This is a genomic window from Arthrobacter sp. 10L430, assembly GCF_056395245.1.
This window is the reverse complement of record NZ_JBFTJD010000005.1, coordinates 192420-206878: the sequence shown is the minus strand read 5'-3', so window position 1 is coordinate 206878 and position 14459 is coordinate 192420. Positions and strand designations below refer to the sequence as shown.

General features: G+C 65.0%; 13 protein-coding genes. 9 read left to right on the top strand and 4 right to left on the bottom strand.

Features of this window, described 5'->3' with window-relative positions; genetic code table 11:
- Positions 1-20 precede the first annotated feature (20 nt).
- Both AC1DDG_RS07435 and AC1DDG_RS07430 read right to left on the bottom strand, forming a co-directional pair.
- Positions 21-791 carry a type 1 glutamine amidotransferase gene (locus tag AC1DDG_RS07435; RefSeq protein WP_476875527.1) on the bottom strand — a complete coding sequence of 257 codons (771 nt, stop codon included), beginning with the start codon at positions 789-791 and terminating at the stop codon, positions 21-23.
- Positions 788-2080: a MurT ligase domain-containing protein gene (locus AC1DDG_RS07430; RefSeq protein ID WP_476875526.1), complete on the bottom strand. Its 1293-nt coding sequence runs from the start codon at positions 2078-2080 to the stop codon at positions 788-790. The genes AC1DDG_RS07435 and AC1DDG_RS07430 overlap by 4 nt, the downstream gene beginning before the upstream one ends.
- 91 nt (positions 2081-2171) lie before the next feature.
- On the opposite strand from AC1DDG_RS07430, the gene pdxT reads away from it, so the two are divergent.
- The 9 genes from pdxT to AC1DDG_RS07385 all read left to right on the top strand — a co-directional run bounded on the left by pdxT (position 2172) and on the right by AC1DDG_RS07385 (position 12089).
- On the top strand, positions 2172-2894 hold the full coding sequence (pdxT, locus tag AC1DDG_RS07425) for a pyridoxal 5'-phosphate synthase glutaminase subunit PdxT (RefSeq protein ID WP_476875525.1): 723 nt from the start codon (positions 2172-2174) through the stop codon (positions 2892-2894).
- A gap of 3 nt (positions 2895-2897) precedes the next feature.
- Entirely contained in the window at positions 2898-3653 is a 756-nt protein-coding gene (locus AC1DDG_RS07420; RefSeq protein ID WP_230118028.1) for a YebC/PmpR family DNA-binding transcriptional regulator, read from the top strand.
- Positions 3650-4228, top strand: coding sequence for a crossover junction endodeoxyribonuclease RuvC (gene ruvC, locus AC1DDG_RS07415; protein WP_230118027.1), 579 nt, complete (start codon positions 3650-3652; stop codon positions 4226-4228). Before AC1DDG_RS07420 ends, ruvC begins: the two co-directional genes overlap by 4 nt.
- A gap of 82 nt (positions 4229-4310) precedes the next feature.
- Entirely contained in the window at positions 4311-4955 is a 645-nt protein-coding gene (gene ruvA, locus AC1DDG_RS07410; RefSeq protein ID WP_476875524.1) for a Holliday junction branch migration protein RuvA, read from the top strand.
- Complete coding sequence (ruvB, locus tag AC1DDG_RS07405) at positions 4948-6036, top strand: Holliday junction branch migration DNA helicase RuvB (RefSeq protein WP_476875523.1); 1089 nt, start codon at positions 4948-4950, stop codon at positions 6034-6036. The genes ruvA and ruvB overlap by 8 nt, the downstream gene beginning before the upstream one ends.
- 245 nt (positions 6037-6281) lie before the next feature.
- The gene (yajC, locus tag AC1DDG_RS07400) at positions 6282-6665 is read left to right on the top strand and encodes a preprotein translocase subunit YajC (protein WP_476875673.1); all 384 of its coding nucleotides are present in this window, start codon (positions 6282-6284) and stop codon (positions 6663-6665) included.
- Positions 6666-6776: 111 nt separating this feature from the next.
- Positions 6777-8534, top strand: coding sequence for a protein translocase subunit SecD (gene secD, locus AC1DDG_RS07395; protein ID WP_476875522.1), 1758 nt, complete (start codon positions 6777-6779; stop codon positions 8532-8534).
- Positions 8534-9547, top strand: a complete 1014-nt coding sequence (gene secF / locus AC1DDG_RS07390) for a protein translocase subunit SecF (protein ID WP_230118023.1) — start codon at positions 8534-8536, stop codon at positions 9545-9547. The genes secD and secF overlap by 1 nt, the downstream gene beginning before the upstream one ends.
- Positions 9548-9695: 148 nt before the next feature.
- Positions 9696-12089, top strand: a complete 2394-nt coding sequence (locus tag AC1DDG_RS07385) for a RelA/SpoT family protein (protein ID WP_230118022.1) — start codon at positions 9696-9698, stop codon at positions 12087-12089.
- On the opposite strand, the gene AC1DDG_RS07380 is transcribed toward AC1DDG_RS07385, so the two are convergent.
- Together AC1DDG_RS07380 and AC1DDG_RS07375 are read right to left on the bottom strand one after the other, a co-directional pair.
- On the bottom strand, positions 11970-12686 hold the full coding sequence (locus AC1DDG_RS07380; protein ID WP_476875521.1) for a hypothetical protein: 717 nt from the start codon (positions 12684-12686) through the stop codon (positions 11970-11972). The two genes, AC1DDG_RS07385 and AC1DDG_RS07380, sit on opposite strands and share 120 nt — an antisense overlap.
- 87 nt (positions 12687-12773) lie before the next feature.
- Positions 12774-14423 carry a DUF349 domain-containing protein gene (locus AC1DDG_RS07375; RefSeq protein ID WP_230118020.1) on the bottom strand — a complete coding sequence of 550 codons (1650 nt, stop codon included), beginning with the start codon at positions 14421-14423 and terminating at the stop codon, positions 12774-12776.
- Positions 14424-14459 lie beyond the last annotated feature (36 nt).

Genomic DNA, 14459 nt, shown 5'->3' with positions numbered 1-14459 from the left:
CGCTTGGACGGGCGTCCCGCCTAACGCGGACGGCGGGTTGCGTGCTCGCGGGCAAGAACCGCATAGCGGTCATCCGGTCCGCCGGGCGTGAAGCTCCCATACTTGCGTTCGACGGCGGTCCGGATCAGGTAGTCAGCGATGGCCGGGTTCTTGGGGAGCAGCGATCCGTGAAGGTAGCTCGCCACGATGTTGCGGTAGCGGGCGCCCTCCTGCCCGTCTTTGCTGTTGTTGCCGGTTCCCTTGGGTACGGTGCCAAGCGGCGCCACGCCCGGGCCGAGAGTGGTCTGGCCGCTGTGGTTCTCATAGCCGAGAACCTCGCCGAACTCCGTCGTTGTGACCTTGACATTGCCGATCAGCCGTTCATCCGTGCCGTGCGTTTCCACGTCAAGAACACCGATGCCGGGAATGACCGACCCGGAACGTGTCTTGAAGAAGCGCCCGAACAGCTGGTACGTCCCGCAGATCAGCAGCATGGGCGTGTCGTCCTCCGCGAGGCCCCTGAGGGTTTCCGCGCGCGACTGCAGGTCGTCTTGAATGACCAACTGCCCGCTGTCCTGCCCGCCGCCGCCGACAATGAGGTCCACATCGTCAGGGAATTCGTCCCCCACGTTGTACTCAAGCAGTTCTGGAGTGTAGCCGTGCCATTTCAGCCGCTGTTGCAGGACCAGGGCATTGCCCCAGTCGCCGTAGATGTTCATGTCGCGGGGATACAGCTGCAGGACCCGGATGGTGCCTTTGCTGGCGTCCGCGGACGGGGTTGTCGGGGGAGCGTGTCCCGAATCGGCGGTCAAGAGACTACCTCCACTGTGGTGATTTTGGACAGTTCGCGGCGGATGGCGAGCATGGCAGTGTAGGTGCAGAAGACGCGCTTCGGCTTGCCTTGGGCGTTGCGGATGAAGTCGGCCAGCGCGGGGGCGATGTCCGTCTGCACTGCTCTGATGCTGACCTCGTCATACTGCAGCCGCAGTGCCATGTCGTAAGCGCGGGAGCCGGTCAACTGATCCACACCGTCATCCTGCAGCGACTCAAAATCCACGTCCCACAGCCACGACATATCGCGGCCGTCCGCGTAGTTGTCGTTGATCGCGATCATGGTGGCGTAGCCGCCCGCCGGGAAGGACTGGAGGCCCAGCCGGAAACCGCTCGGGTTCTTGACCAGCACGAGGTCCAAGGGGAGGCCGTCCACGACGAGGCTCTCACCGCGGCCGAAGGCCGGCGCCACCTGGGACAGGGCCGTCAGCAGTGCGGCGTGGTCCGGCGCCGCGGAGTCCCCGCCGCAGATGCTGCGTGCCAGGGTCAGGGCCGCGGCCGCATTGAAGATGTTGTAGACACCCCGGAGCTTCATCCCGGTGGTGACCGTGGCGCCATCGTACTCAAAATCGGCGTTGTCCGCCCCCACCCGTCGAAGGACGACGTCGGCAGGCGGCTTTTGCGGCAGGGCCGCCGGTGCAGGGCTGCCGGGACCGGCGCGGAGTTCGTCGTCGTTGGGGAAGGTGCTGAGGAGGGAGTCGTCCAGTCCGAAGTAACGGACCTCGGGGCCGTCCAGGGTCGCGGCGATCCGGGCTACGCGCGGATCCTCACGGTTCAGGACCACAGTCCCCGTGGTTTTGGAGGCGATGTGCTGAAGCAGCTGGGCGGTCTTATCGATTTCCCCGAAGCGGTCCAGCTGGTCGCGCAGTACGTTCAGCAGGAGGCTGAACCGCGGCGGAACCCGGTTGACGAAGTGCACGGCGTGGGCCTCGTCGAGCTCAAGCACGGCGATGTCCGCCTCGAGGCGGCCGCGCCAGTCCACCTCGCCCAGCAGTGCGGCGGCCACGCCCCTGGTGAAGTTGCTGCCGGTGCGGTTGGTGAAGACCTTCAGCCCCTGGCTTTCCAGCAGCTCCACCACCATTTTGGTGGTTGTTGTCTTGCCGTTGGTTCCGCTCACCACCGCCACGCCATGAGGGAGTGTGGACAGTGTCCGCTGCATGAAGCCTGGATCGATTTTTTCGACCACAAGCCCGGGAAGAGCGGAGCCTCCGCCCCTGAGCCGGGAAACCCGGCGGACGAGCTTGCCGAGCGGAACGCTGAAGGAAAACATGCTCTGTAATATATCCCAGCAGCGGCATGCAATGAGGCCAGGCAGGGCGGGCGGGGGCGTCGCCCGGTATCCGGGACACTATGATATTTGGATGACCAATCCCCTTTCTGCCGCGGTTCCCCGCGTTCCCCCGGGTGCCGGTTCTGGCTTGCGCATCGGCGTCCTGGCGCTCCAGGGCGATTTCCGCGAGCACCTTCGTGCCGTCGAAGCGGCCGGTGCCACCGGCGTCGGAGTCCGCCGGCCCGCGGAGCTTGACGGCCTGGACGGGCTCATTATTCCCGGCGGCGAATCCACCGCCATCGACAAGCTGGCGCGGGCCTTCGAACTCGCCGAACCGCTCCGCAAGCACATTGCGGATGGCCTTCCGGTCTACGGGTCCTGTGCCGGAATGATCCTGCTCGCGGATGACATTGCCGACCCTGCCACCGATCTCGCCGGAAATCCCCAGCAGACCTTCTGCGGACTCGACATCACTGTGCGGCGCAACGCGTTCGGCCGCCAGCGCGAATCGTTCGAGACCGATCTGGATTTCAAGGGCCTGGACTTCAGCGCCACCGAAAATGGCGTGGCGCCCGTGCACGCAGTGTTCATCCGGGGACCGTGGGTGGAGCGCGTAGGACCGGGCGTCGACGTGCTGGCCCAGGTGGAGCCGGCGGATCCTGCCCACGCCTCCCACACAGCCGATCTGCAAGGGACAGCTAGAATTGTTGCAGTGCGTTCAGGCCATCTGCTGGCCACCTCCTTCCACCCGGAAGTGACGGGGGAGAAGCGCGTACATGAACTTTTTATCCGCATGATCAGAGGAGAAGCGTAAAGCATGTCAGGCCACTCCAAATGGGCAACGACCAAGCACAAGAAGGCCATCCTTGATAGCCGCCGGGCAAAGTCGTTCGCCAAGCTGATCAAGAACATCGAAGTCGCGGCACGCATGGGCGGCCCGGACCTGGCCGGCAACCCCAGCCTGGAACTGGCAGTAACGAAGGCGAAGAAGACCTCGGTCCCCGCCGACAATATCGACCGTGCCATCAAGCGCGGCGCAGGCCTCACCGGCGAAGTCGTGGACTACACGGAGATCATGTACGAATGCCGAGGCCCGCAGGGCTCTGCGCTGCTGATCGAATGCCTCACGGACAACAAGAACCGTGCCGCGTCCGAGGTCCGGCTCGCCATTTCCCGCAACGGCGGCACCATCGCCGATCCTGGTTCTGTCAGTTACCTCTTTTCCCGCAAGGGCGTGGTGACCTTGCCCAAGAACGGCCTCGGCGAGGACGACGTCCTGATGGCCGTGCTGGACGCCGGTGCCGAGGAAGTCAAGGACAACGGCGAGACCTTTGAGATCCACTCGGAGCCGACAGACCTGCAGGCCATCCGTGACGCCCTCAAGGAAGCCGGCATTGAATACGACACCGATGAGGCGGAATTCGTTCCGTCCATGGAGGTGCCCCTCGACCTGGATGCGGCCAAGAAGTTCATGAAGCTGGTTGACGCCCTGGAAGAGCTTGACGACGTCCAGAACGTCTACAGCAACGCCGACCTCAGCGACGAAGTGCAGGCCGCACTGGAAGCCGAGTGACCCTTCGCGTCCTCGGCGTCGATCCGGGCCTCACACGGTGCGGCATCGGCGTGGTGGACGTCGAAAAGAACCGCCGCGCCACCATGGTGGCGGTGGGCGTGGTGGGGACGTCTCCAGAGGAGACGCTGGATCAGCGCCTCCTTGTCATCGCCCTCGCCATCGATGACTGGCTCGACCGGTACGAACCGCACGTGCTGGCGGTGGAGCGGGTCTTCTCCCAGCTCAACGTCAGCACGGTCATGGGCGTGGCCCAGGCCTCCGGCGTCGTGATTGCCGCGGCCGCCCGGAGGGGCATCCCGGTGGCGCTCCACACGCCGTCGGAAGTCAAAGCGGCGGTGACGGGCAGCGGAACGTCTAATAAGGATGCCGTCACCAAACTGGTGACCAAGATTCTGCGGCTGGACTCCCCGCCGCGTCCCGCCGACGCCGCCGATGCGCTTGCCCTCGCCATCACGCATGCGTGGCGGGCCGGCAGCGGGGCCACGGTTGCCACCACCGGCCCGGGCAGCCAGTCGCTGACTCCGGCCCAGCGCGCCTGGGCCGAGGCGGAGGCCAAGGCGCGCCGTGCGCGCTGATTGTCCGCGGCCCTTGCTAGGGTATTCGTAGATATGTTCGGATAGTCGGTTCTTGGGCCGGCGGTAGTTCAGGAGCCCGGCCTTGATAAGTTTTCTCCGCGGAACCGTAGCGCACGTTGGCCTGTCCACCGCCGTGATCGATCTCAACGGCGCCGGCATGAGTGTCCACGCCACGCCGCAGACCCTCACCAGGCTCCGCACAGGCGAGGAAGGGAAACTCTTCACATCCCTGATCGTGCGGGAGGATTCCCTGACCCTGTTCGGCTTCGCCAGCGACGACGAACGCGAGGTCTTCGACGTCCTGCTCAGCGTCAGCGGCGTGGGTCCGCGGCTTGCCCTGGCGGTCCTGGCCGTCCATGACCCGGAAGCGATCCGGGTGGCTGCACACACCGGTGACAGCAAGACATTCACCAAGGTTCCAGGCATCGGCCCGAAGGTTGCCGGCCGCATCGTGCTGGAACTGGCCGGAAAGCTGGTGCCCCACGGCACTGCGCCGAGTTCGGCCCCGGCGCCGTCCGGCGAGTCGGTCTGGAAGCCGCAGGTGGTCGCTGCCATGACCAGCCTCGGCTGGTCCGAAAAGGACGCCACTGGCAGCATCGACAAGGCGCTGGCGGATGCACCTGATCTGGCAGACCAGGGCAACGTGGCCGAGATCCTGCGGACCACCCTGCGCTGGCTTGGCCAGGACGGCGCCCGCGCCGGCAACAGGGTAGGCAGCCGTGGCTGAACCGTCCCTCGTGGCCGGGGGAGAGGAACCCGAGGAAAGAGTTATCGAGGCCGCCCTGCGGCCCAAGAACCTGCACGACTTCGTGGGCCAGCACCGGGTCCGCAAGCAGCTCTCCCTCGTGCTGCAGGCGTCCCGCATGCGGGGCCGCAGCGCCGACCACGTGCTTTTCTCCGGTCCGCCGGGTCTGGGCAAAACCACGCTGGCCATGATTGTCGCCGCGGAGATGAATGCCCCTCTGCGGATCAGCAGCGGCCCCGCCATCCAGCACGCCGGCGACCTTGCTGCCATCCTTTCTTCCCTCTCCGAGGGTGAGGTCCTCTTCCTGGATGAAATCCACCGGATGTCCCGGCCTGCGGAGGAAATGCTCTACATGGCCATGGAGGACTTCCGCGTAGACATTGTGGTGGGCAAGGGGGCCGGTGCGACGGCCATCCCGCTGGAGCTGCCGGCCTTCACCCTGGTCGGCGCCACCACCCGCGCCGGGCTGCTGCCGGGGCCGCTGCGCGACAGGTTCGGGTTCACGGGGCACCTGGAGTTCTATTCCGTCGAAGAGCTCGAGCTCGTGCTGCGCAGATCGGCGGGACTCCTAGACCTCAAGGTGAACTCCGCGGGCTTCAGCGAAATCGCGGGCAGATCACGGGGTACTCCGCGCATAGCCAACCGGCTGCTGCGCCGTGTAAGGGACTGGGCACTGGTCCACGGGATCGAACAGATTGACGCCCGGTCGGCGTCCGCCGCCTTGGACATGTACGAGGTGGACAAACGCGGGCTGGACCGCCTGGACCGGGCAGTCCTGGAGGCGCTCATCACCAAGTTCGGCGGCGGGCCCGTCGGCCTGTCGACTCTCGCCATCGCCGTGGGGGAAGAACCGGAGACTGTCGAGACTGTGGCGGAGCCGTATCTGGTCCGCGAGGGACTGCTGGGGCGCACGCCCCGGGGCCGTATTGCCATGGCCCCGGCCTGGACCCATCTGGGCTTCGCCGTTCCCGCCGGCGTGTTCGGCCAGGAGACCTTGGACCTGTTCGACGACGGTGCGGCTGATGAACAAACACCGTCCGAACGGATTTCCAGCACGCAATAGCAGCGTCCTTCCAGCTTTCCCTCTAGACTGGAATGACGCTCGGCACGTCCGTGTCTTTGTTTTCGTGTCTTGTTTACGTGGTTGGCCCCAACAGGCCGCCGCTGCCGGCCATTGAGTTGGCCCGAGAACGCGGTGCGGGACGGACGCTGCCGTCAACCAGCTATGCAAGTACAGAACGGAACTACCCCGTGTTCGGACATATTTCTGCCCAGGCCCAGCCGCAGGCAGGCGGCGGCATCGACATCATGACCATCCTGCTGTTCGTCATGCTCGGCCTCTTCATCTTCATGATGTTCCGCCGCAACAAGAAGACACAGCAGCAGCAGGCCACGCTCCAGTCGCAGTTTGCGCCGGGCATCGAGGTCATGACGAGTTTCGGCCTCTACGGCCGCATCGTGTCGATCGACGACGAAAACAACAAGGTTCTTCTCGAACTGTCACCGGGCAACGTGGCCACTGTCCACCGCCAGTCCGTCACGAAGATCGTCGAGCCCGCCGCCGAGACGCAGACAGTTCCCGACGACGCGTCGTCCCTCACCGCCGATGATGACACAAACGCTGCGGCGGTCAACGAAACCCCGGACGAGACCCTGAAGCGCCTCAACGATGAAGGTAAAAAGGACATTTAGTCCGCCGCCGCGTTCTGTCCCGCTAAGTACCAAATCTACGGCTGCGGGCGGCCGCCGGAGCGTGTCTGACCCGCACCGTCGGCTCCTCCGTAATTAATAGAAAGATCGACAATGGCACGAACTGGCCGCAAGAAACCATCCCTCCGGGTGCTGGTCTGGCTTGGCGTAATCCTGGCTGTCCTGACGGCCGTCCTTGCGGGCGGCACCATGGCCGGAAAGGCAAGCTGGGCACCCAAGCTCGCGCTGGACCTCGAAGGCGGTACCCAGATGATCCTGGCGCCCAAGGTCGAGGGCGGTTCGGACATCAACGAGGAGCAGCTCAACCAGGCCGTGGCGATCATCCGTCAGCGCGTGGACGGCTCGGGCGTTGCGGAAGCTGAAATCAGCACCCAGTCCGGCCGCAACGTGGTGGTCAGCCTCCCCGGAACCCCTTCCGCAGAGACCCGTGCCCTGATCCAGGCTTCGGCGGACATGAACTTCCGCCCCGTTCTGGTAACGGGCCCCGGCGCGGCGGTTCCCGCAGCGCAGCGCACCCCGGCGGCAAAACTGCCAAAGCCCACGGCGAAGCCGCAGAACGGCAGTGACTCCAACTGGATTACGGCTGACGTCCAGAAGCAGTTCGAGGCACTCGACTGTGCCAAGCCGGAGCAGGACAAGCAGCAGCGTTCCGATCCCGCCAAGCCGCTGGTGACCTGCGAGCCTGCCACCGATCAGACCCCCGCGATCAAATACATCCTGGGCCCCGTGGAGGTCAAGGGTGTGGAGATCCAGGGGTCCACTTTCCAGCTCCAGCAGGGCGCGCAGGGTGCCGTCACCAACGAGTGGGCCGTTAACATCCAGTTCAACGGCGAGGGCACGGCCAAGTTCAAGACGGTCACCGAGCGCCTGAACCAGTTCTATGTGACGGCCGGCGGGGAAACCGGCTCGGACCCGAAATCGCAGTTCGCCATCGTCCTGGACGACCAGGTCATCTCCGCGCCGCGGTCGCAGGCGGTCATCACCGACGGCCGTCCGCAGATCACCGGCGGATTCACCGAGAAGTCAGCCAAGGCGCTGTCCGACCAGCTGCGCTTCGGTGCCCTGCCGATCAGCTTCGACATCCAGAGCGAGCAGCAGATCTCGGCGACCCTCGGCGGCGAGCAGCTCCGCATGGGTCTGCTGGCCGGCCTGATCGGGCTCCTGCTCGTGGTCGTCTACTCCCTGTTCCAGTACCGCGCCCTCGGATTTGTCACGATCGCTTCCCTCGTGGTGGCAGGTGCCCTGACATACCTGGCCATTGCCATCCTCGGCTGGACCGAAAACTACCGGCTGTCCCTCGCCGGTGTGGCCGGCATCATCGTGTCCATCGGCCAGACCGCGGACTCGTTCATTGTCTACTTCGAGCGCATCCGCGATGAGCTGCGTGAAGGCCGCGGCCTCGTCTCCGCCGTGGAAAACGGCTGGAAGCGGGCCAAGCGCACAGTCCTTGCCTCCAAGGCAGTCAACCTCCTGGCGGCGCTCGTGCTGTACTTCGTGGCCGTGGGCAACGTCCGGGGCTTTGCGTTCACCCTTGGCCTGACAGCCATCGCTGACCTCATCGTCGTGTTCATGTTCACGCACCCGACGCTGCAGCAGCTGGCTCGCACGCGGTTCTTCGGCGAAGGCCACAAGTTCTCCGGCCTTGACCCTGAGCGTCTCGGCGCGGTTCCGCTGTACCGGGGCGCCGGCAGGATCCGGACCCCGGACGACAAGCCGTCCGTGGTACGGGCAAAGAACACGGGCGCAGCCGCTGAGGCGGAACGCCGGATGACCATCGCTGAACGCCGCCGCGCTGAGCAGCAGGACCAGCTTGCGGGTTCCTCCAAGGGCCCGGCCAAGGAAGGCAAGTAATGTCCAGTTTCGCCAAATTCGGTAATGAGCTCTACACGGGCAAGCGTTCCTACAACTTTGTCGGTTCCAAGAAGATCTGGTTCCTGATTGCCGCCGCCGCCGTTGCACTGTCCATTCTGATCCCGGTCGCCAAGGGCGGGTTCAACCTGGGTATTGAATTCCGCGGCGGCTCGGAATTCACCGTGTCCAACGTCAAGACCACTGATGCGACGCTGGGCGAAAAAGCGGTGCACGATGTTGTAGCGGGAAGCGTCCCCAGGGTCGCGAACGTCGCCGGCAACACGATGCGGATCCAGACAGACAAGCTCACCGACGATGAAACCATCAAGATCAAGCAGGGCCTGACCTCGGCGTACGGCGTCACGGACAACGAGGTGACGTCCACGTTCGTGGGTCCCACGTGGGGTGCTGACGTCACCAAGCAGGCCCTGATTGGCCTCGTGGTGTTCGTTGCCCTCGCCACCATCCTGATGGCCCTGTACTTCAGGACCTGGAAGATGTCGCTCTCGGCAATCTCGGGCATGCTCGTGACGATGTTTATCACGGCCGGCGTCTATGCCCTGAGTGACTTCGAGGTAACGCCCTCGGCAATCATCGGCTTCCTGACGGTGCTCAGCTACTCGCTCTACGACACTGTGGTGGTGTTCGACAAGATCCGCGAGAACACGGCGGACCTCGAGTCTTCCACCCGACGGACGTTTGCCGAGGAGGTTAACCTGGCGGTCAACCAGACCCTGGTGCGGTCCATCAACACCATGATGGTGGCCATCCTGCCCGTGGGTGCGATCCTGTTCATCGGTGCCGGACTGCTCGGTGCCGGAACTCTCCGCGACCTGTCGCTGGCGCTGTTCGTCGGGATCCTCATCGGCACGGCCGCAACGATCTTCATCGCCGCGCCGATGTATGCCTTGCTGCGCCAGAAAGAACCTTTGCTCGTCAAGCAGGCCCAACGGGTGGAGCACCGGCGGGCAGACAGTGCCGCCAAGGTCACCGCCGAGCCAGCCAAGGCGTAGCAGCGATAGCTGAAGGCCGGATGCCGTCATGATGACGGCGTCCGGCCTTTTTGCGTCGGGTCCCGGCCCTGGGAAGCGTTCCGGTTATTGAGGCGGCCCGCGGCGGGAATAGACTGGAATAATTAAATGGGTCGTGAGGGGTGCTTCATTGGAAGAACGTTCGACGTCGGCGCCAGAGGCTGCCGGGGATAACGGTCCGGGCCAGGGCCCGCCGACTGGTCTGGTGGCTGCCGGACGTCCCGGTCCGGGTGTTCCGGTGGACAACTCGGGCGTGCGCCCCACATTTCCTGGCCGCCGTGAACGTACCCGGTCCCGGCTCGCGAGGCTGACTGGCCGGAGCACTGCGACGTATTCGCCCATCCTGGAGCCCCTGCTCCGGACAGTCCGGGCGAACAACCCTAAAGAGGACTTTGACCTCATCCAGCGCGCCTTCGTGGTCGCGGAGCAGAGCCACCGGGGACAGAAGCGTAAGAGCGGCGATCCCTACATCACGCACCCGGTAGCCGTGGCCACCATCCTCGCGGAACTCGGGCTCAGCGGCACCACGCTGGCGGCTGCACTGCTCCACGACACCGTGGAAGACACGCCTTACACCCTCGCCGACCTGAAGGCAGACTTCGGCCCAGAAGTGGCCATGCTGGTGGACGGCGTGACCAAGCTGGACAAGGTCAGCTTCGGCGAGGCCGCGCAGTCGGAGACGGTCCGCAAGATGGTCGTGGCGATGGCCAAGGACATCCGGGTCCTCATGATCAAGCTTGCGGACAGGCTGCACAACGCACGGACTTGGCGCTTCGTCTCCGCGGAATCCTCGGCGCGCAAGGCCCGCGAAACACTGGAAATCTTCGCGCCGCTGGCGCATCGCCTCGGCATGAACACCATCAAGTGGGAACTCGAGGACCTATCCTTCGCCGCGCTGTACCCCAAGGTGTACGAGGAAATCGTGCGCATGGTGGGTGACCGGACGCCTGAGCGCGAGAAGAGCCTCAGCGTCATTCGGAACCAGATTGCCGACGATCTTCGCACGGCCAAGATCAAGGCGACCATTACCGGCCGGCCCAAACACTACTACTCGATTTACCAAAAGATGATTGTCCGCGACAAGGACTTCGACGACATCAACGACCTCATGGGTGTCCGCGTGCTGGTGGACTCCGTCCGGGACTGCTACGCGGCGCTGGGGACCCTGCATTCGCGGTGGAACCCGCTGCCCGGGCGGTTCAAGGACTACATCGCCATGCCCAAGTTCAACATGTACCAGTCGCTGCACACGACAGTGATCGGCCCGGGCGGCAAGCCCGTCGAGATTCAGATCCGCACGCACGAGATGCACCGGCGCGCGGAGTACGGTGTGGCGGCGCACTGGAAGTACAAGGACCAGCCGAACCGCACCGCCACCGGGCCAGGGAGTCCCCGCGACGGCGACATGGGCTGGCTCCGTTCCCTGGTGGACTGGCAGCAGGAAACGTCCGACCCCGGTGAATTCCTGGATTCGCTGCGCTTCGAAATCAACGCCCGGGAAGTCTTCGTGTTCACGCCCAAGGGCGAGGTCATGGCGCTCCCGGCAGGATCCACGCCCGTGGACTTTGCCTATGCGGTGCACACCGAGGTGGGCCACCGGACCATCGGGGCCAGAGTCAACGGAAAACTGGTGCCGCTCAACAGCGAGCTCAACCACGGCGACTGGGTGGAGATCTTCACCTCGAAGGCCGAGGGGGCGGGACCCAGCCAGGACTGGCAGCATTTCGTCAAAAGCGCCCGCGCACGGAACAAGATCCGCCAGTGGTTCAGCAAGGAGCGTCGCGAGGAGGCCATTGACCGCGGCAAGGAACTGCTGACACGCGCCATGCGGAAGCAAAACCTGCCGCTGCAGCGCCTCATGACCCATGATGCCCTCGCGGCTGTGGCCGAGGATTTCAAATATGTGGACATCTCCGGGCTGTACGCGGGCGTGGGAGACGGGCACACCTCGGCGCAGTCCGTCATGGAAAAGCTCATCGAGAGCCTCGGCGGGAACGAAACCCCGGACGACGACCTCACCGAGGTCAGCATTCCCACGCAGGTCAGCAAGGCCCGCTTCTCGGACTCCGGTGTGGTGGTCCGCGGTGTGGGGGACGTGTGGGTCAAGCTGGCCCGCTGTTGCACCCCCGTGCCGCCGGACCCCATCCTCGGGTTCGTCACTCGCGGTTCGGGTGTTTCCGTGCACCGGACGGACTGTACCAACATCTCCGACCTCAAGGACCAGCCCGACAGGATTGTGGACGTTGACTGGGCTCCGACCCAGTCGAGCGTTTTCCTCGTGGAAATCCAGGTGGAGGCGCTGGACCGGAAGTCGCTCCTGTCCGACGTCACCCGCATTCTGTCCGAGAATCACGTGAACATCCTCGCCGCGAGCGTCCACACGTCAACCGACCGTGTGGCCATCTCAAAGTTTGCCTTCGAGATGGGCGACCCCAAGTACCTGAGCCACGTCCTGAGCGCCGTCCGGAGGATCGACGGCGTCTTCGATGTCTATCGGACCACGGGCAACCGCCGGCGAAGCTAGGGCGAGCTTTTCCAGCGCTGCCTTCTTGTGGGGCAATCTGGGCGTCGCCTCCACGGCCAGGCAGAGGAGCCGGAGCCGGACATCGAGCTCGGGCCGCTCCAGCAGCTGGCGCAGCGCGGGGACCGCGCGCTCGGCGTCGACATGCAATGCGACGTCCAGCGCGGTGCGCAGCGGGCTTGAAACCATCAGGCCACCCAGGCTGACCACGTCGAAGGGGCCGAGCCGGACCTCGTGGAGAGTGCAGCCGCGGGTGGACCGCAGGCTGGAGATCCGACGTTTGGCATCCACCAGGAGGGCCAAGCGGTCCGGTTCACGGGCGCAGCCGTAGATCCAGGCGGCTGTCATCCGTCCTGCGACCACACGCTGCCGGATGGCTGGCGGCACGGCCAACGCAGCGGCTCGCGCGCGCAGCTGCGGCGAAGAGGGTGCTCCCGGCAGCGTATAGCCATGCTGGTACAGGTGGGTCAGTACGCCGTCGGCGGCCATGGACTGCAACTCGGGCCAGGAAAACAGCTGTCCCGGCGCATAGAGGTCCAGCAGGTGTGCGGGGGAGTGCTGGCCGGGCCCCGCGACGGGCCGACGCGATATCGGGGTCATCCAGCAATCCTGCCGGAATGGCCCGGAACGAGGACAGGCCCCGACCCGGCTATGTGGATAACCGGGGCGGGGCCTGCAAAAAACTGACTAGGAAAGCTCGCTGGCCGACCGCTGGATCTGGTCGAGCCAGGCCTGGCGGGCGTCGAGGGCTTCCTGGGCGGCTTTGATCTTGCGCTGGTCGCCTACCTTCTCTGCCTTCACCAGGTCGTCCTTGAGTCCGGCGATTGCCGACTCTAGCTGGCTCAGCGCGCTGTTCGTGCGGGCCTTGGTTTCGGGGTTAGACCGCTGCCAGTTTTCGTCCTCGGCCTGGCGGACGGCATCCTCAATCCGGCGCAGACCGGCTTCGATGCGTCCCATGTCCGCGCGGGGCACCTTTCCGGCATCCTCCCAGCGGTCGCGGATGGACTGGAGAGCCTTCTTGGCGGCGCCCAGGTCCTTGACGGGAAGAATAGTGTTGGCCTCCTCGAGGAGGGCTTCCTTCACCTTCAGGTTTGCGGCGTATTCCTGGTCAATCTCATCGTTAGCAGCCTGGCGGTTGGTAAAGAAAACGTCCTGGGCGGCGCGGAAGCGGGCCCAGAGAGCGTCGTCGTCCTTGCGGCTGGCGCGTGGTGATGCCTTCCACTCGTCCATGAGGCGGCGGTATTCGCCGGCGGCGAATCCCCAGTCGGTGGACGAGGACAGCGCTTCCGCCTCGGTGATTAGCTTTTCCTTGGCGGACTTGGCGGCCGAGTTGTTGCTGTCCAGCTGGGAGAAGTAGGCACGGCGGTGACGGTCAAAAACCGTCCGGGCAGCCCGGAACCGCTTCCAGAGTGCGTCCTCATTGCTCCGGCCCAGCCTGATGCCGCTCTTCTGCGCTGTCTTCCAGCTTTCGAACAGCTCGTTCATCCTGGCGCTGGAAGTCTTCCACTGGATCTGCGCCGGATCGGTTCCCGAAATGGCTTCGGCCTCGGCGACGATGGCCTCCCGGGCGGCAAGCTCGGCTGCCCGGACGGCGTCATGCTGGGCTTTTTCGGTCTTTTCGAGTTCGGTGATCTGCGTGGACAGCGTGTCCAGACGGCCTTCGGCGGCGCGGATGTCTCCCACCATGTTCCGCTCAGCGAGCTGCTCGCGCAGGTGCGTAACGGTCTTCTGCATGTCCGTAGTGGGCGCCTTGGAGGCAACCCGCTGTTCCAGCAGGACAATCTGGGCCACGATGTCGTCATACTTGCGGGCGAAGTAGGCGAGGGCCTCGTCGTTGCTGACATCGGGGTACTGACCAACAGGGTGTTCCTCGCCGTCGATGGTCAGGAAGACGTGACCGTCCCCTTCCACCCGGCCCCAGCGGGCTGCTTCCGCGAGCGATGTGGCGGAAGGCGCGGCAACAGGCACCACGTTGGCTGCGGGGCCTGCCTTGGGGCGTGCAGCGAATGCTGCAGGTGACGGCGCCGGACGGGGAGCCGGCACGGGATGCGGAGCAGGAGCGCTTGCCTCAGTTTCGACGGGCTGCTCAGCTTCTGGCTGCTCAGACGGGGTTTCCTCCGCTGCGGGCTGCTCAGTTGCGGTTTCCTCGGCCGCCTCAGCAGCCGCCTCTTCAGCAGGTGCTTCCTCGGCCGGAGCCCCCTCCGTCTCTGCGCTCTCCGGCTGTGCTTCTTCTGCCTGGGTACCTTCGGCAGCTGCCTCCGCGGGCTCGGCCGGAGGGGCCGGAACCTCGATCAGGTCTGCTGCTGCTGTTTCGTCGGATTTCTGACTGTCTGTCACCGCTAAAAGTCTTTCGCTTGGAGGAAAATACTCTCG